Annotated in this window: 18 protein-coding genes and 1 pseudogene; 7 read left to right on the top strand and 12 right to left on the bottom strand. The window is 70.9% G+C overall.

From position 1 onward, the window contains the following. Nucleotides 1–39: 39 nt before the first annotated feature. Nucleotides 40–1,056, top strand: coding sequence for a GlxA family transcriptional regulator (locus QFZ76_RS33680; RefSeq protein ID WP_307677223.1), 1,017 nt, complete (start codon nucleotides 40–42; stop codon nucleotides 1,054–1,056). Here QFZ76_RS33680 and QFZ76_RS33675 read toward each other — a convergent pair. The 10 genes from QFZ76_RS33675 to QFZ76_RS33630 all read right to left on the bottom strand — a co-directional run bounded on the left by QFZ76_RS33675 (nucleotide 1,010) and on the right by QFZ76_RS33630 (nucleotide 10,981). Then, complete coding sequence (locus QFZ76_RS33675) at nucleotides 1,010–2,380, bottom strand: cytochrome P450 (RefSeq protein WP_307677222.1); 1,371 nt, start codon at nucleotides 2,378–2,380, stop codon at nucleotides 1,010–1,012. The two genes, QFZ76_RS33680 and QFZ76_RS33675, sit on opposite strands and share 47 nt — an antisense overlap. Continuing rightward, nucleotides 2,377–3,462: an epi-isozizaene synthase gene (gene cyc1 / locus QFZ76_RS33670; RefSeq protein ID WP_307677221.1), complete on the bottom strand. Its 1,086-nt coding sequence runs from the start codon at nucleotides 3,460–3,462 to the stop codon at nucleotides 2,377–2,379. Before cyc1 ends, QFZ76_RS33675 begins: the two co-directional genes overlap by 4 nt. A gap of 291 nt (nucleotides 3,463–3,753) precedes the next feature. Continuing rightward, entirely contained in the window at nucleotides 3,754–4,404 is a 651-nt protein-coding gene (def, locus tag QFZ76_RS33665) for a peptide deformylase (protein WP_266433977.1), read from the bottom strand. Between the two features lie 75 nt (nucleotides 4,405–4,479). Then, a complete protein-coding gene (locus tag QFZ76_RS33660) occupies nucleotides 4,480–5,460 on the bottom strand; it encodes a hypothetical protein (protein WP_307677220.1) in 981 nt (326 codons plus the stop codon). Between the two features lie 104 nt (nucleotides 5,461–5,564). Then, nucleotides 5,565–6,812: an HD-GYP domain-containing protein gene (locus QFZ76_RS33655; protein WP_307677219.1), complete on the bottom strand. Its 1,248-nt coding sequence runs from the start codon at nucleotides 6,810–6,812 to the stop codon at nucleotides 5,565–5,567. Beyond that, nucleotides 6,809–8,116, bottom strand: coding sequence for an HD-GYP domain-containing protein (locus QFZ76_RS33650; protein WP_307677218.1), 1,308 nt, complete (start codon nucleotides 8,114–8,116; stop codon nucleotides 6,809–6,811). Before QFZ76_RS33650 ends, QFZ76_RS33655 begins: the two co-directional genes overlap by 4 nt. Nucleotides 8,117–8,245: 129 nt before the next feature. Further along, the gene (gene rsrA, locus QFZ76_RS33645) at nucleotides 8,246–8,557 is read right to left on the bottom strand and encodes a mycothiol system anti-sigma-R factor (protein WP_266433986.1); all 312 of its coding nucleotides are present in this window, start codon (nucleotides 8,555–8,557) and stop codon (nucleotides 8,246–8,248) included. Further along, nucleotides 8,554–9,240, bottom strand: a complete 687-nt coding sequence (gene sigR, locus QFZ76_RS33640; RefSeq protein ID WP_307677217.1) for an RNA polymerase sigma factor SigR — start codon at nucleotides 9,238–9,240, stop codon at nucleotides 8,554–8,556. Before sigR ends, rsrA begins: the two co-directional genes overlap by 4 nt. Nucleotides 9,241–9,498: 258 nt before the next feature. Beyond that, the gene (locus QFZ76_RS33635) at nucleotides 9,499–10,164 is read right to left on the bottom strand and encodes an alpha/beta family hydrolase (protein WP_307677216.1); all 666 of its coding nucleotides are present in this window, start codon (nucleotides 10,162–10,164) and stop codon (nucleotides 9,499–9,501) included. A 1-nt stretch (nucleotide 10,165) separates the two neighbouring features. Then, nucleotides 10,166–10,981: an SOS response-associated peptidase gene (locus QFZ76_RS33630; RefSeq protein WP_307677215.1), complete on the bottom strand. Its 816-nt coding sequence runs from the start codon at nucleotides 10,979–10,981 to the stop codon at nucleotides 10,166–10,168. Nucleotides 10,982–11,090: 109 nt separating this feature from the next. Here QFZ76_RS33630 and QFZ76_RS33625 point away from each other — a divergent pair, with 109 nt between their 5' ends. From QFZ76_RS33625 to QFZ76_RS33610, 4 genes are all read left to right on the top strand, one after another. Continuing rightward, nucleotides 11,091–11,813, top strand: a complete 723-nt coding sequence (locus QFZ76_RS33625) for a M50 family metallopeptidase (RefSeq protein WP_307677214.1) — start codon at nucleotides 11,091–11,093, stop codon at nucleotides 11,811–11,813. Nucleotides 11,814–11,924: 111 nt separating this feature from the next. Next, nucleotides 11,925–13,241: a 3-phosphoshikimate 1-carboxyvinyltransferase gene (aroA, locus tag QFZ76_RS33620; RefSeq protein WP_307677213.1), complete on the top strand. Its 1,317-nt coding sequence runs from the start codon at nucleotides 11,925–11,927 to the stop codon at nucleotides 13,239–13,241. Nucleotides 13,242–13,250: 9 nt separating this feature from the next. After that, nucleotides 13,251–14,261: a ribosome small subunit-dependent GTPase A gene (gene rsgA, locus QFZ76_RS33615; protein WP_307677212.1), complete on the top strand. Its 1,011-nt coding sequence runs from the start codon at nucleotides 13,251–13,253 to the stop codon at nucleotides 14,259–14,261. A gap of 182 nt (nucleotides 14,262–14,443) precedes the next feature. Next, nucleotides 14,444–14,767: a multidrug efflux SMR transporter gene (locus QFZ76_RS33610; RefSeq protein WP_307677211.1), complete on the top strand. Its 324-nt coding sequence runs from the start codon at nucleotides 14,444–14,446 to the stop codon at nucleotides 14,765–14,767. Nucleotides 14,768–14,801: 34 nt separating this feature from the next. Here the strand turns inward: QFZ76_RS33610 and QFZ76_RS33605 are convergent, their stop codons facing one another. After that, nucleotides 14,802–15,413, bottom strand: coding sequence for a TetR/AcrR family transcriptional regulator (locus QFZ76_RS33605; protein ID WP_307677210.1), 612 nt, complete (start codon nucleotides 15,411–15,413; stop codon nucleotides 14,802–14,804). 176 nt (nucleotides 15,414–15,589) lie between these two features. On the opposite strand from QFZ76_RS33605, the gene hisN reads away from it, so the two are divergent. After that, entirely contained in the window at nucleotides 15,590–16,390 is an 801-nt protein-coding gene (gene hisN, locus QFZ76_RS33600; protein ID WP_307677209.1) for a histidinol-phosphatase, read from the top strand. 149 nt (nucleotides 16,391–16,539) lie between these two features. Then, a complete protein-coding gene (locus QFZ76_RS33595) occupies nucleotides 16,540–16,932 on the top strand; it encodes a cyclic nucleotide-binding/CBS domain-containing protein (protein WP_307677208.1) in 393 nt (130 codons plus the stop codon). A gap of 74 nt (nucleotides 16,933–17,006) precedes the next feature. On the opposite strand, the pseudogene QFZ76_RS33590 reads toward QFZ76_RS33595, so the two are convergent. Then, nucleotides 17,007–17,231: pseudogene (locus QFZ76_RS33590) on the bottom strand (catalase-related domain-containing protein); the annotation flags it as partial. Nucleotides 17,232–17,263: the final 32 nt, after the last annotated feature.

Below are 17,263 nucleotides of genomic sequence, written 5' to 3'. Positions count from 1 at the left end.
CCCCTCGATTTACTGCCACTTCCGAGGCACACTGGCAGCATGCTGACCAACGTGGCCGCCGTCCTGCTCGACGGCGTGCATCCCTTCGAACTGGGCGTCGTCTGCGAGGTCTTCGGCATCGACCGCCGCGACGAGGGCCTGCCCGCCTACGACTTCGCGGTCGTCTCGGCGGAGGGCCCTTCGCTGGGCACGCACGTCGGCGGCCTCACCGTCTCCACGCCGTACGGCCTCGAGCGGCTGGAGGAGGCCGATCTGATCGCCGTACCGGCCGGGAGCGACTACGTCACGCGTGACTACCCGCCCGAGCTCCTGGACTCCCTGGTCCGGGCCGTCGACCGCGGCGCCCGGGTGCTCAGCGTCTGCTCGGGCGTCTTCGTGCTCGGCGCCGCCGGGCTGCTGGACGGCCGGCGGTGCAGTGTGCACTGGCGGCAGGCGGAGGAGCTGGCCCGGCGCTATCCGCGGGCGGTCATCGAGCCGGACGTGCTGTACGTCGACGAGGACCCGGTGATCACCTCGGCCGGCACCGCCGCCGGTATCGACGCCTGTCTGCACATCGTGCGCAAGGAGCAGGGGCCCGAGGTCGCCAACAAGATCGCCCGGCGGATGGTCGTACCGCCGCACCGGGACGGCGGGCAGGCGCAGTACATCGAGCGGCCGCTGCCCCGGTCGCAGTGCGACACCGTCGGCGAGGTGCTGGTGTGGATGGAGCAGCACCTCGACGAGGAGGTCACCGTCGAGCAGCTCGCCGACCGTGCCCACATGTCCCCGCGCACCTTCGCCCGTCGCTTCCAGCAGGAGACGGGTACGACTCCCTACCGCTGGATCCTGCGCCAACGCGTGCTGCTGGCCCAGCGGCTGCTGGAGGCGACGGACGAGACGGTGGACGCGATAGCCGGTCGGACAGGGTTCGGGAACGCGGCCGCGCTGCGGCACCAGTTCGTCCGGTCGGTGGGCACCACCCCGAACGCCTACCGGCGCACGTTCCGGGGCCCCGAAGCGGCCTGGCCTCTCACCGGGGAACCGGCTTCAGCAGCAGCCGCTGCGGACGCAGGGTGATCCCCACCCGGGTCGCGTCGTCGGAACCGGACACCTGCTCGAAGCGGTACTTCGTCGACAGCGCCGCCGTGATGAGCGTCAGCTGGGCCATCGAGAAGTGGTCGCTGGGGCACTTGCGATTGCCCACGCTGAACGGGCTCATGGCGTATTTGGGCACGTCCTTGACCCGGTCCGGAAGCCAGCGGTCGGGGTCGAACGCCAGGTTGTCCGCATAGGACCGCCCGTCGCGCTGGATCGCGTACGGACTGTAGACGAGGTCGGCACCGGCCGGAATGCGATACCCGCCGAGTTCGGTGTCGCGCACCGCCCGTCGCGTCAAAATCCATACGGCGGGCCGCAAGCGCATGGCTTCGACGACGACATTGTTCGTATGCCTGAGCGCGCGGACGTCCTCGAATGCCACCGGACGCCCGCCGGTGACGGATTCGACTTCCGAGCACACCCTGTCCGCGTGTTCCGGATGTTCCGCGAGGACCTGGAGCAGCCACATGATCGTGGACGCGACGGTTTCACTCCCGGGTGTGAGGATGGCGACGACCTGGTCGTGGATCTCCTGTTCCCCGATGGGCTCGCCATTCTCGTCCTTCGCCGCCAGCAATGCCGTCAGCAAATCGTCCGGCTTTTGACCAGATTCCCTACGCTCGGCGACGATCTCGTCGACGAGGAGATGCAAATCGGCCAGGGCGCGGTTGAATTGGCGATTGGCCGGGAGCGGCAGCCGGTAGAGCGGTCCCGCGGGAATCACCATCCGCCGGTACATGCCCTGGAAGACGGTGGCGAGGGCGACGCACAGCCGCTCGGCGCGCTCGTCCATGAAGTCGCCGCGCAGCAGACAGCGGGCCGCGATGCGCACCGCGATCCGGAAGGACTCCGAGGTGCAGTCGACGGTCTCGCCGGGCTTCCAGCGCTCGGTCAGCGCATGCGCCTCCTCCTCCATGATCGGCCCGTACGCGGGGATGGCGTCGAGCCGGAAGGCGGGCTGGATGGTGCGGCGCTGGCGCCGGTGCGTGGGCCCGTTGGCGGTGGCCACGCCCTCCTTGCCGAGCAGTCCCTCCAGCGACTCCCACAGCGGGCCGGCGATGATGTAGTCGGTGCTCAGCGCCATGGCTCCGGTGAGGGCGGGGGCGGTGACGGCGTACACCGTCTTGGGGCCGAGCTTCAGGCGTACGACGTCGCCGTGGTCGCGCAGCCGGGCCATGAAGCTGAGCGGGTCGCGCACCAGTTTCCAGCCGTGGCCGAGGACGGGGACGCCGCCGCCCGCCAGGGGCGGCTCGCGCAGTTCCCGGGCCTCCGGGGCCGCGGGCTTCACAGATTCGACGGTCATTTCTCACCTGCCGCTTCGTTGTTGACGTACGGGGGCGTGGACCGGTCGTCCCAGCTGTCGACCATGTACCGGCCGGACTCGTGGTGGAACCAGTAGACGGTGCTGAACCAGTTCCGCATGTTGCAGACACAGGCCCGCACGGCCGCGCTCAGTTCCTTTCCGCGTACCGTTCCGTCGGCGAGGTCGTCGGCGAAACATAAGGCGTCCCGTTCGGCGACGAGGAATTCCGACACGCATTCCTCGACCCGTCGCCTGACTTCGGCGATCGCCTCTTCAAGAGTCAGCCGCTGGTGGGTGATGAGGCTGATTCCGAGATTGTGCACCTCGTCGCCCGCTATTTCCTTGGGGAGCGAACAGAGGTCGTTGTACCAGGCGGCGAATTCCTGGCTGAGCAGCGCCGCCCGCCGATATGCCGGGTGTTTCCGTACGGCGTCCGGGAGTTCGCAGCCGGCGCTCGGCTCCAGCAGATCGGTCCAGATCCAGTGCGCGAAGGTGAGCCGCCGCAGCGCGAGGTATTCCTCGACCGTGGGGACGACGCCTTCGGTGCGGTTGCGGAATTCCCGGTCGTAGGCCTCGATCACCTCGTGGAAGTGCCGGGCGAACCGGGCGTTCCAGGTCTGCGGCAGGAACGAGTACAGCCGCGTCACGCTGTCCGCGAACCCGGCGACCAGTGCGTCCTCGTGGTGCAGGTGGTGGTGTGGGGAGTCGAGGGCCGCGTGGAGACGGAACCTGAGCCGCCGCCAGGCGGCCGGACGGCGGTGCACGATGTCACGGTCGTGGCGGTCGTCCCAGACGAAGAACCACGCGCTGTAGTCCGCTATCGCCTGGAGGACCTCGTCGGGGGCGTCGATGTAGTACCCCGCCATGAGGTCGGTGTAGCACAGGCCATCGGCATATTCCTCCACCTTGTCCGCCGGCATGAGCCGTTTTTCCAGTAGCCAGGTACGGGTCTTCTCCTGGAGCCTGGGCCAATACGGATGAAGTTGCCTGGGAAACGCTGCCTCGATCACCGGGAGGGAGAGCGAGGGTGGAACCGCGATCGCCGTCGGTGTCGATGTGGTGCTGTGTGGGAAAGCAGGCACGAACAAACCCCTTCCAGCCGCCAGTTGGCGCACACACCTCTCCCGTTGTGCCGGGCGTGCGCCCGTTGCGTATCCCCGCTCATCCCATTCAGCCTTACAACTGACCGTTCTGGGAACGGATTTGCTCCATTCACTACCCCACAGTGCTGAGATCCCCCCCTTGCGTGTCTGGATTTGGATCACTAAGAGAGCGCAAGCGATCGAATGTGCGAAGGACAGACGAACGGCGCCTGGTCAGGGGGTGTTCAGACCAGGCGCCGTGCGTAAGGGAGTTGTGAGGCGGCAGAGCACTCAGTCGTTGGCGACCACGGGGTAGCGGGGCTCGTTCTCGGCCATCTGCCGCAGTGCGTCCTTGCGTTCGCGCTTGGAGAGCCGGTCGATGTAGAGGTACCCGTACAGGTGATCCGTCTCGTGCTGCAAACACCGAGCGAAGTAGCCGGTGCCGCGCAGCTTGACCGGGTTGCCCTTCTCGTCCTGCCCGGTCACCTCGGCGTAGTCCGGCCGGGCGAGCGGCGCGTACGCGGTGGGCACCGACAGACAGCCCTCGTTGCTGTCGTCCAGCCGGCGCTTGTCCGCGGGCAGGTCGACGAGCTTCGGGTTGCAGACGACACCGACGTGCCGCTTGCCCTCGTCGTCCATGCAGTCGTACACGAAGACCTTCAGGTCGACGCCGATCTGGTTGGCGGCCAGGCCCACGCCCTCGGCGGTGCGCTGCGAGGCGAACATGTCCGCGACCAGCTGGTCCAGCTCCGCGCCGAACTCGGTGACGTCCCTGCACTCCTTGTGCAGCACCGGGTTCCCGACCACCGTGATGGGCCGCGAGGTGCCGCGCTCACGCCAGGCGTTCTCGCGCTCCTCGGTGTCCTCGGTGTCGATGACGAAGCCCTCGTCGTCCACGGGAAGCACGCCCGCGTGCTGCTGATCGGTGTCCTGCTGCGCCATGACCGACGTACGCCTTCCTGCATGCCTGGGAATTCTGCGAGTACAGCCTAAAGGGGTCGGCGAGGCGGCACGGCCTCAGCAGACCTCTTCCAGGTCCCGCCAGTCACGAGAATCCGGGCTGTCCGCGACCCACCCGTCCAGCAGCCCCCGCACCAGCGAGGCCGGCGCAGCCACCCCGCACTCCCGCTCCGGCACCCACAGCTGCCCGTCCGTGACATGGCCGAGCGGCCCCGGATGTCCCGGCTCGCTGTGGTCGTGCGGGTCGAGATGCTCGCCGTCGCCCTCGTCGGACGGCATCCGGGACTCGGAGCACATCCGGCACAGCAGCCGTACGGACGACGACCAGTCCTCCGCGGCGAAGCCGGCGTCGGCGGCCAGCTGTTCCAGGGCGTCCCGGTCGGCCTCGGTGGCGGCCTCCAGGAGAACCACCCAGGTGGGCACGGGCGAGGGCGCCCACAGCTCGATCTCGTCGAACACCGGGTAGGAGTGCCCGGCGGCGGTGGTCCGCTCCCCGTGGGGCACGCCGTCGTGCAGCACGACCTCGCCCCAGCGCCGCCCGGACGACGGCAGTGGAATGGACAGCACCTCGACCCGCGCGGGGTCGAGCCTGCGTCCCCACACCACCTCGGCCTCGCCCTCGGGGGACAGCCGTACGGCCGCGCTGCCGAGGTCCATGCCGACGGGCTCGCCGGAGGCGGTGGCGCCGCCCGGCACCCGCAGCCCGTAGGCCTGCCAGGAGCGCCGCGCCAGCGGCCAGTCCTGCAGGGCGGTGGCCGCGATGCCGACGTTCCACCAGTCAGGTGCGCCCGTCTCCCGGTCCAGCAGGGCCACGGCCCGCAGACCGGCCGCCCGGGCCTGCTCCCAGTCGTGCCGGAACTTGTGCAGGAGAGCGAGGTTGAACCAGGACTCGGACAGCCAGGGCTCCAGGTCGGCGGCGCGCGTCAGCAGCGCCCCCGCGTCCTCGTACCGGCCGTCGCCGATCAGCGTGAACGCACGATCTGTGGCCTGCCGCCAGGAGGCGGAGGGCCGGTTCCGTCCCTTGCCGAAGATCCTCACGATTCCCGCCTGCCAGTTCCGTTCAGTGGGCTGGCTGTGCCCCCGGACACCCTCTCATTCGCATCCAACCACGTACGGCTGGAAGGGCGCTCATTACCCATGGGTTACCCAGCCAGGGGGAGGGTCAGACAGTCCCGTGACAGGACACGGGCCAGCGCTTCGACGACCTCGGGCGCGTACTCGTCCGCGGTCGCCAGCCGCAGTTCCTCCAGCGCGGTGAGCGGCCCGCCGGGCCCCGCGTCCCGGGCCTTCTCCTCGTACGCGTTCACGGCCCGCACCACCCGCGCGGCGACCGGCTGCTCCCGCCAGGGGTCGGCCTGCCGCTCCACGACCATCGCCACCTGCGCGTTCACCCCGGTCTGCCGTACGACGGCCCCGCCCAGCAGCGCGATCCGGCGCTGCTCCTGCACGGGCAGCCCCGCCGTGGCGCCCGCCGGCACCGGATCGACGAGGCTGAGCTGCCCGATGTCGTGCATCAGGGCCGCGTACTCCAGCACGGTCAGCTCCGGCTCGGTGAGCCCCAGGTCCCGCCCGACGGCCTGCCCGAGCGCGGCGACCCGGCGGGCGTGCCCGGCCGGGGTGTACCCGGCGATCTCGGTGGCCCGGGCGAGGCAGGCGATGGTCTGCCGGTAGGTGGCCCGGACGGCCGCGTACCGCCGGAAGGACATCTGGGTGAGCAGCAGGGGCAGCGAGAACACGGGCAGCGCCCACAGCCCCACCACGGCGACCGCGAGCGCCATCACGGCCCCCGTCGCACACACGGCGGACCCGATCCCCAGCAGCGCCCGCAGCTCGTCCTGCAGCAGCGGACCGAAGGGCCACCGGGTACGGGAGTGCGCGAGCGCGGCGGCGAGCACGGCGTCGCACAGCGCGGTGAGGGCGAGCAGCGCGAGCAGCAGCAGGGCGTGGGCGGGCCCGACCCAGCCGCTGACCGTGCCCTGGTTGTACAGCGGCTGGAAGCACACGGCCGCGAAGCCGACGGTCAGCACCCGCCGGGCGAGATGGTCGAGCGTCCCGCGCTGCCCCCGCGCGATGTGCGGCACGCTGCCGAGGAGGGCGGCGGCGAGGACGACGGTGACGACCTGTGCCACGCCGTGCTGCGTCGGCTCCCCCGCGTCCGCGCCCAGCAGGGCGTACGACAACGCCCCCGCGGCCCCGAGCGGCGCGGCCTCCCTGACCTGCGCCCCGGTCCACCGGGACAGCTCACCGACGGTGACCAGCACCCCGAAGGCGAGGGCCGTACCCCGCTCGTCGAGGCCGGTCCACAGGGTGGTGGCGAGACAGACGGCGGCGAGGAGGGCGGCGGAGGCGTGGACGAGGGTGAGGAGCAGAGGGGGCCGGCATCCGCTCATCGACGCGCTCCCGGCCTGCTGGGGGCTGAGGGGCGGGGGCGCGGCGGGCCGGCCTCGTCCGCGGTGACGGCCGGGCGCCAGCCGTGCCGGCTCAGGGCGCGGACGAGGGCCGTCACCATCCGGGGGTCGAACTGCGTCCCCGCACACCGCTCCAGCTCCTCCAGGGCGACCGGAACGGGCCGGGCCCTGCTGTAGCAGCGCGTCGAGGTCATCGCGTCGAAGGCGTCCGCCACCGCCACCACCCGGGCCGACTCGGGGATCTGGCCCCCGACCAGTCCGTACGGATAGCCGCTCCCGTCCAGCCGCTCGTGATGGTGCAGCACCGCCGCCCGGGCCTCCCCGAGAAAGGAGATCCCGCGCACCATCTCGTGCCCGTACTCGGGGTGCAGTTCGATCACCCGCCGCTCCTCGGGAGTCAGCGGACCGTCCTTGCGCAGCAACCGGGTGGGAACCCCCAGCTTCCCCACGTCGTGCAGGATCCCGGCGAACCGCAGTACCTCGACGCGCTCGTCGGGCATCCCCAGCTCGCGCGCGATCATCATCGACGCCTGCCCGACCCGCTCGCTGTGCCCGCGCGTGTACCCGTCCTTGATGTCGACGGCCTGCACCAGCGCCCGGATCGTCGCCTGATGGGCGGCCCGCTCCCGGTGGTACTGGGCGAACACCCACCAGGACACGCACATTGGCAGCAGCACGAGCAGCGCGGCGACGGGCCCGTACGGGCTGCGCCACAGCACGGCCATCATCAGCCCGGCGAGCCCGTGCACGACGACGGGCGCGAGCGACCGTAGGAACAGCCCCCGCCACGCCCGCCGCACCGGCACCCGCTCGGCGAACGCCAGGATCCCCCCGTCCAGCACGGTCAGCGTCAGACAGAAGGCCGCCACGGCGGCGCCGGCGGGCGCGAGCGCGTACGGGAAGTCGGAGTCGAGGACGGCGTCCCGCCCGCCCAGCGCCCGGTGCACCCGGGCGGCCACCCACACGCCGACGACGAGCTGGGCGGCCCGCCAGAGTCGGCGCAGCCATCGCGGCCGCTGCTCGACCCCGGACAGCAACGCCCCCGGCACCGCCACCAGTGCGGCGGCGGGCGGGGGCAGCAGGAAGGCGCCGGCGAGCAGCACGGGGTAGAACGTGCCGGTGAACCGCCACCGGGCGGCGGCCCGCTCGCAGCCGGCGTACAGCGCGGCGAGCAGCAGGACCGCCCACCAGGGCGTTCGCACGGTGGGCAGGGGAAGCAGACAGCACAGGGCGCCGAGGACCACACAGGCCACGTACACACGCGCCCGCGCCGGAATCGCCTCCATACGCCCCTCCCCCGAGCCCGGCCATGACTGTCCAGCGTCCGGAGCCTAAGGCGGGGCGGGGGAGTCCGCGGGCCGATAACCCGCGGATTAGCACGTTCGAGTGACGACAGCCCGTTCCCGGGCGGGAGTTCAGGACTCCTGCGGGGTGACCTGGGTCGCTGTCACGTCATGCTCGGGCACGGTCTGCCCGGAGCGGATCAGCTCGATCCGCCCCATGACCTTGGAACGCAGGTCGGTCGGCACGTCGTCCTGTCCACAGCACCGCTTGACCAGCTTCTTCACGGCCTGCTCCAGGCCGTACTTCTCCAGGCACGGCGAGCACTCCTCGAAGTGGTGCTCGAACTTGGTGCAGTCGGCGTCTGGCATCTCCCGGTCGAGGAACTCGTAGAGATGGTCGAGTACCTCACTGCAGTCCGTCTCGTGCGGCTCTCCGCAGCTCATGAGCCCGAGCCTTTCGCTTCGTTCGACTCTCCGGCGCCGGCCGGGACCAGTCCGCGCTCGCGGGCGTAGTCCTCGAGCATGCCGCGCAGTTGACGGCGGCCCCGGTGCAGCCGGGACATCACCGTACCGATGGGTGTCCCCATGATGTCCGCGATCTCCTTGTACGCAAAGCCCTCTACGTCCGCGAGATAGACGGCGATGCGGAACTCCTCGGGGATCGCCTGCAGTGCTGACTTCACGTCCGAGTCGGGCAGATGGTCGAGCGCCTGCGACTCCGCGGAGCGCAGACCGGTCGACATGTGCGACTCGGCACGCGCGAGCTGCCAGTCCTCGATCTCCTCGGCCGCCGAGCGCTGGGGTTCGCGCTGCTTCTTGCGGTACGAGTTGATGAAGGTGTTGGTGAGGATGCGGTACAGCCACGCCTTGAGGTTCGTGCCCTCACGGAACTGGTGGAAGGACGCGTACGCCTTGGCATACGTCTCCTGCACCAGGTCCTCGGCGTCGGCCGGGTTGCGCGTCATGCGCAGCGCCGCCGAGTACATCTGGTCGAGAAACTCGAGCGCGTCCCGCTCGAAGCGCGCGCTGCGCTCCGCGGTCGACTCCGCGCTCGTGCCGCCCTGGCCCTCGGGCTGGTCCGCCTGGCCTTGTTCGGTCCCTGCGTCGGTACCGGGAACCGGACCCACCTCCTCAAGATTCCGGGCAGGGCCGAAACCGGTCCCACCAGAATCGGAGGATAGAACACGATCCGGTCCGCCCGCCGCCCGAATAGGGGCAGCCTTGGCCGCGTGCAGCACCGTCCAGTCCAGGTCGGCACGGCTGCTGCGGCTCGGGCAGTAGGTCGAACCCATGCGGCGGACTTCCTCTCGTACGACGTCGGTGCCGGTTTCCTCAGCACTTCTGTCCGGCTCAACAGAGGTCTTCCGCTCAACATTCCCGAAGCTTTACCCGAGTGACCGGCTCCACCTCGCGACACCGTCCGTGACGATTCCCACGGCCTCCTCCTGGCCGATGTCCGCCCGCTTCGGCACGACGAAGCCGTGATCGCCGTACGGCACCTCGATCAGTTCGTACGCCCCCTTCGGGAACTCCTCCGGCTTCCCGAACGGGTCGTTTCCGCCCTGGACGACCAGCGTGGGCACTCCCGCGCCGAGCAGTTCCTCGGCGCGGGACTTCTCCGGCCGGCCCGGCGGGTGCAACGGGAAGCTGAGGGCGAGGACGGCATGCGCGCCGAGCTCGACGGCCGTACGGCAGGCGACGCGGGCGCCGGCGCTGCGGCCGCCGGAGATCACCGGGAGGCCGGGCTCGGCGAGGGCGGGCCACAGTCCCCGCCAGCCGAGGTCGAGGGTCTTGGGCGCGGGCGCCATCTTCTTCCCCGCCACCCGCCAGGGCTGCTCGACGAGGGCGACGGTGACGCCGTGCTCCGGGAGGGCGTGCGCGAGGGCCTGGAGGTCGCGGGCCCCGATGCCGCCGCCGGCGCCGTGGCTGACCGCGAGCAGCAGCCGGGGCTTCTTCGCCTTGTGCCAGGTGATGCGGGCGGTACCGGCGTCGGTCTCGACGGTCTCTTCCGTGCCGCTGGTCACATTGGTCACGTTCGTTGCTTTCGTCACGTCAGAAGAGTGTGCCCTCTTCGGGGCCCTCCAGCTCCTTCAGCAGCTCCGGTCCGTTGTTGCGGACATTGCTGACGGCCGTGGAGACGGGGTACGCGCGCATCAGCCCGGCGGGCGGCGGGGCGAGGAGCTCGCGCAGGTCGTGCGGGTCCGTGCGGGACGGGTCGAGCCAGGTGTCCCAGCGGTCCGGCGTCAGCATCAGGGGCATCCGCGGGTGGATGTCGGCGAGCACGTGCGGCCCGTCCGCCGGGGCGAGGGCCAGCGGGGTCGTCTCCGCCTCCGTGGTGATCACCGAGCACGTCACCCACCAGGCCTGCGGGTGGTCGTCGGGCAGCGTCTTGTCCCGCCAGAACTCGTACAGCCCGGCCATCGCGAACACCGACCCGTCGGCGGGAAGCACGAAGTACGGCTGCTTGCGCGGCCGCTTCTTCCTGCCCTCGACCTCCAGGTCCCGCTCCTGCGTGCCGGTGACCCACTCGTAGTAGCCGTCGGCGGGGATGATGCAGCGCCGGGTGGCGAAGGCACGGCGGAACGACGGCTTCTCGTGGACGGTCTCCGCGCGGGCGTTGATCATCCGGGCGCCGCCCTCGGGGGTCTTCGACCAGGACGGCACGAGTCCCCACTTGAGCCTGCGCAGCTGTCGAACCGGCTTCGGGTCCTCCGCGTCCTTGAGAGGGCGGTCCAGTACGGCGTAGACCTCCTTGGTCGGGGCCACGTTGTAATCGGGCGCCAGGGCCTCCTCGGGCTCCCACTTCTCGACCTCAAAGATTCCTGCGAGATCCTCGGGCCCACGACTCGCTGCATACCGTCCGCACATACGTGCCACACTGCCAGGCCCACCCGCCGCCCGACCACCACCCCTCAACGACGACGCTCCGCGCCGACGCTGTTTTTTCCTACGACACCCACGGGAGCCTCCGCCGACAATGCACACCACCGCATCCGACTCGCTCGCCTCCCTCTGGGACGAGGTCTTCGGCTCCCAGCCCGACCCCGACCTGTGGGTGGTGATCGCGACCCTCGTCGCCGCACTCGCCGTGGTCGTCCCGCACGTCCTGTGGCGCATCGCGCGCAACGCCATCACCATCGCCCACGAGGGCGGCCACGGCCTGATCGCCCTCCTGACCGGCCGCACCCTGACGGGCATACGCCTCCACTCCGACACCAGCGGCCTCACCGTCAGCCGCGGCAAGCCGCACGGCATCGGCATGATCCTCACCGCGGCCTCCGGCTACACCGCTCCCCCGCTCCTCGGCCTCGGCGGCGCCGCTCTCCTCGGCGCCGGCCACATCACCGCCCTGCTCTGGCTGGCGACGCTGCTGCTGGTGGCGATGCTGGTGATGATCCGCAACGCGTACGGCGCCCTGACCGTCGTCCTCACCGGCGGCACCTTCGTGGTGGTGTCCTGGCTGACGGGACCTCAGGTACAGGCGGCGTTCGCGTACGCGGTGGTGTGGTTCCTGCTCATCGGCGGGGTACGCCCGGCGTTCGAGCTCCAGGCGAAGCGGTCGCGGGGCGGGGCCGGAGATTCGGACGCGGACCAGTTGTCGCGGCTGACGCATGTTCCGGCGGGGCTGTGGCTGTTCCTGTTCCATGCCGTGTCGCTCTGTTCGTTGATAGGCGGGGGCCGCTGGCTCCTGGAGGGCTGAGAACTCCCTGTCAGAGGCGCGGAGCCGTATCGATATGCGGCTCCGCCGCAGGGCGCGACCAGCCCCAACGGCGCCGCACCCGAACCACGACCGACCATTAAAGTGGGGCCCATGGCCCCAAACCCCGCACCCACCGCCCTATGGCCCGCCCCGCACGCAAGCGGAGCCGTCGATGCGACGGTCCACGTGCCCGGGTCCAAGTCGGTCACCAACCGCGCCCTCGTGCTGGCCGCCCTCGCCTCCGAGCCCGGCTGGCTGCGCCGCCCGCTGCGCTCCCGCGACACCCTGCTGATGGCCGGTGCGCTGCGTGAGATGGGCGTCGCCATCGAAGAAGGGGTCGGCCCCGACGGCTCCGGCGAGGCCTGGCGCGTGCTCCCCACGGGTCTGGCCGGCCCGGCCACGGTCGACGTCGGCAACGCCGGCACGGTGATGCGCTTCCTGCCGCCGGTCGCCGCGCTCGCCGACGGCCCCATCCGCTTCGACGGCGACCCGAGGTCGTACGAGCGTCCCCTGAACGGCGTGATCGACGCCCTGCGCGTCCTCGGCGCCCGGATCGACGACGACGGCCGCGGCGCCCTGCCGCTGACGGTGCACGGCGGTGGCGCACTGGACGGCGGCACCGTGGAGATCGACGCGTCCTCGTCCTCCCAGTTCGTGTCGGCCCTGCTGCTGTCCGGCCCGCGCTTCAACCAGGGCGTCGAGGTCCGCCACATCGGCTCGGCGCTCCCCTCCATGCCGCACATCCGGATGACCGTCGACATGCTGCGCTCGGTCGGCGCGCAGGTGGACACCCCGGAGTCGGGCGGCGAGCCGAACGTGTGGCGGGTCAAGCCGGGCGCCCTGCTCGGCCGGGACCTGACCATCGAGCCGGACCTGTCGAACGCCCAGCCGTTCCTGGCGGCGGCCCTGGTGACCGGCGGCAAGGTGCTCGTCCCCGACTGGCCGGCCCGCACCACCCAGCCCGGTGACCGGCTGCGGGAGATCTTCACCGAGATGGGCGGTTCCTGCGAACTGACCGAGTACGGCCTGGTGTTCACCGGCTCGGGCGCGATCCACGGCATCGACGTGGACCTCGGCGAGGTCGGCGAGCTGACCCCGGGCATCGCGGCGGTCGCGGCCCTCGCGGACTCCCCCTCCACGCTCCGGGGCGTCGCGCACCTGCGCATGCACGAGACGGACCGCCTGGCCGCGCTCACCAAGGAGATCAACGAACTCGGCGGTGACGTGACGGAGACCGCCGACGGGCTGCACATCCGCCCGCGCCCGCTGCACGGCGGGACCTTCCACACGTACGAGGACCACCGCATGGCGACCGCCGGCGCGATCATCGGCCTCGCGGTGGAGGGCGTGCGGATCGAGAACGTGGCGACGACGGCGAAGACCCTCCCGGACTTCCCCGACCTGTGGACCGGGATGCTCGGGGCGTAGGGACTCACCATGCGCCGCTACGGCAAGCACACCGACGAGGACGACATCCGCTCCCGCCCGAACCGCAAGGGCAACCGACCCCGTACGCACACCCGCCCCAAGCACGAGGACGCGGTCGAGGGCATGGTCCTCACCGTCGACCGGGGCCGCCTGACCTGCCTCGTCGACGACCGGATCGTCCTGGCGATGAAGGCCCGCGAACTGGGCCGCAAGGCGGCCGTGGTCGGCGACCGGGTGGACATCGTCGGCGATCTGACCGGCGACAAGGACACGCTCGCCCGCATCGTCCGCATCGGGGAACGCAGGTCGGTCCTGCGCCGCACGGCGGACGACGACGACCCGTACGAGCGGGTGATCGTGGCCAACGCCGACCAGCTCGCCATCGTCACGGCCCTCGCCGACCCGGAACCCCGCCCGCGCCTGATCGACCGCTGCCTGGTGGCGGCGTTCGACGCCGGTCTGGAACCCCTCCTGGTCATGACAAAGTCGGACCTCGCCTCGCCGGACAAGCTCTTGGAGCTCTACGGCCACCTGGACATCCCGTACGTCGTCACCAGCCGCGAGGAACTGGAGAGCGGCGAGGCGGTGGGCCGGGTTCTCGAGCAGCTCGACGGCCGGATCACCGCCTTCGTGGGCCACTCGGGTGTCGGCAAGACGACCCTGGTCAACTCGCTGGTCCCGGAGGACCGCCGCCGGCTGACCGGCCATGTGAACGCGGTGACGGGCCGCGGCCGCCACACCACGACCTCGGCACTGGCCCTGCCGCTCGCGGACGACGCGGGCTGGGTGGTCGACACCCCGGGCCTGCGGTCGTTCGGACTGCACCACGTGGATCCGTCCCGGGTGATCCAGGCCTTCCCCGACCTGGAGCCCGGCACCGAGGGCTGCCCGCGCGCGTGCAGTCACGACGAGCCGGACTGCGCGCTGGACCAGTGGGTGGCCGACGGTCACGCGGATCCGGCCCGCCTGTACTCGCTGCGCCGGATGCTGGCGACGCGGGAGCGGACGGAAGGCGACTAGGACGCGAATCCAGGAAGGCGACTGACCTCCGCGTTGTTTGTCTCTGGGTAGGTCCGGTAAGGGCATAATCGCACCGAGCCGGATCCAGGCCTGACCAAAGCCTGACCAAAGCCTGATGAAGCGGTCACACAACGACGGTCACACAACGCTGGGACACGTGGACATCTACGGGAGGACAGCACATGGCGTGGCTGCTGGTCGTCGTGGCCGGGTTGCTCGAGACCGGATTCGCCGTCTGTCTGAAGCTGTCGCACGGCTTCACCAGACTCTGGCCGACCGTCGCATTCTGCATTTTCGCCCTCGGCAGCTTCGGTCTGCTGACCCTGTCGCTGAAGAAGCTCGACGTGGGCCCGGCGTACGCGGTATGGACGGGCATCGGCGCGGCGGGGACCGCGATCTACGGGATGATCTTCCTCGGCGACCTGGTCTCGACGCTGAAGATCGTCTCGATCAGCCTGGTGATCATCGGGGTGATCGGACTCCAGCTGTCGGGGTCGTCCCACTGACGGGGCCCGGGCTGTGCCCGTCCCGGGGCCTGCCCTAGAACACCAACTGCCGCTGGAGCGCGCCGCGTACGAGATCCGCGACGCCGCCCTCGCCGGGCGGGGCCGCCACGCAGGACAGCGCGAGACGGACCACGAGCTCGCAGGAGCGGGCCAGTTCGGCGGTGTCCGACTTGAGTGCGCCCGGTCCGGAGAGAACCGTCACGGCCCGGTCGCGTACCAGGGCCACGAAGTCGCCGGGTGACGGCAGCGGACCGTCCGCCCGGCGCTGCGCCGGTACGGCCGAGGAGGACGGCACCGCCGACAGGGTCGGCGAGGGCAGCCGTTCGCTCCAGCAGCCGGTGAGCATGGCCCGTACGAGCGCGTTCTCCCGGGCCGTCGACGCGGTCCACTCGGCGGTGGCGGTCAGCCGCTCGCGGGCGTCGCCGTTCGCGGTGAGCGCGCGCTCGACCCCGACGAGATAGCCGTCCGCCTCTCTCCTGACGAGGGCGCGGGCCAGCCCTTCCTTGCTCCCGAACTCGTTGTACAGCGTCTGCCGGGACACTCCGGCCGCCGCCGCCACGTCCACCATCCGGACAGCGGACCACGGCCTACGGGCCAGCGCCGCGTAAGCGGCGTCCAGCAGGGATTCCCGCGCTGCAGGCATCATCGCCTCCCGAGGGCGAGCGGCACTGCGCCCAGATTTGACGCGCACGGGGGCACTGTCAAGGGGTCGCGAGAGCACTGGGGAGCGCCCTCGGTTCCCCGCGAGCCGCCTGACCGGCCGCTGTCCGCACCCTGGCCCCCTGTAGCCCGGTACGTCTCACGGCAGATAGCGTTCATCACATGCCGGATTACCACGACGACCTCCGCCTCGCCCACGTCCTCGCGGACGCCGCCGACGCGGCGACCATGGCCCGCTTCAAGGCCCTCGACCTCAAGGTGGAGACGAAGCCGGACATGACGCCGGTCAGCGAGGCGGACAAGGCCGCGGAGGAGGTCATCCGCGGCCAGCTCCAGCGCGCCCGCCCCCGCGACGCGATCCTCGGCGAGGAGTACGGTATCGAGGGCACCGGACCCCGCCGGTGGGTGATCGACCCCATCGACGGCACCAAGAACTACGTACGGGGCGTCCCCGTGTGGGCGACCCTCATCTCCCTCATGGAGGCGGCTGAGGGCGGCTACCAGCCCGTCGTCGGCGTGGTCTCCGCCCCCGCCCTCGGCCGCCGCTGGTGGGCCGCGAAGGGCCACGGCGCCTTCTCGGGGCGCAGCCTCACCTCGGCCTCCCGTCTGCACGTCTCCCGCGTCTCGAAGCTCTCCGACGCCTCCTTCGCGTACTCCTCGCTCACCGGCTGGGAGGACCAGGGCCGCCTGGGCGGCTTCCTGGACCTGAGCCGCGAGGTGTGGCGCACGCGCGCGTACGGCGACTTCTGGCCGTACATGATGGTCGCCGAGGGCTCGGTCGACCTGTGCGCCGAACCCGAGCTCTCGCTCTGGGACATGGCCGCGAACGCGATCGTCGTGACGGAGGCCGGCGGCACCTTCACCGGCCTCGACGGCCGCCCCGGCCCGCACAGCGGCAACGCGGCCGCGTCGAACGGCCTGCTCCACGACGAGTTCCTTGGCTATCTGAACGAGCGCTACTGAGCGGCACGATTGAGCGCGCACGCCCTCAATCAGCCGCGCGCCCCCTCTTGTTGACCTCCGCTTTACCTGCCACTCTGAGGACACCCTCATTTGTGAACTTGTGAACCGCTGAACTATCGCAGTGGTTCCTAGGAGGTGACTCGGAACCCATGCTGGTCCGCGACGCCATGAGCACGGTGGTTCTCACCATCGGCCCCACCCACACCCTCCGCCAGGCCGCCGCCCTGATGTCCGCCCGCCGGGTCGGCGCGGCCATCGTCAACGACCCCGACGCCGATGGCATCGGCATCCTCACCGAACGCGACGTACTCAACTCCGTCGGCCTCGGCGAGAGCCCGGACTCGGAACCCGTCCACGCCCACACCACCACCGACGTCGTCTTCGCCGCCCCGACCTGGACCCTGGAGGAGGCGGCCCGCGCCATGACTCACGGAGGCTTCCGCCACCTCATCGTGCTCGACCGCGACGAGCCCGTCGGCATCGTCTCGGTCCGCGACATCATCCGCTGCTGGGCCCCGGTCCGGCAGCACGCGCCCGCCTGAGCACGCGAACGGGCCGGACCCCCCGTCCGGGGAAGTCCGGCCCGCCCGCTCACGACAAGCGATCCAGTACTGGTTCGCTCGACGACGTCCTCGCGCGAGACCTTGGCGATGAAGCCCGCCAGGTCGGCGATCAGGCGCTCCTTCTCGTCCTCCGCCATCAGGCGGTAGAGGTTGCCCGCCTGCACGAAATCGTCGTCCTCGACGTGCACCGGGGCCTGGTGGTTGCCGGTGCCGCCGGTCACGGCGGTGGCGGACCACAGCGGACGATCCGTCCGGACCGGCCCGCCGACGCTGCGGGGGACGTCGGCGGTCACGGTGAAGGTGCCGTACG

It is taken from the genome of Streptomyces sp. V4I2, from assembly GCF_030817655.1.
GTDB lineage: Bacteria > Actinomycetota > Actinomycetes > Streptomycetales > Streptomycetaceae > Streptomyces > Streptomyces plumbiresistens.
Note: the sequence above shows the minus strand (reverse complement) of the source record. Positions and strands in the feature narration are given on the sequence as shown.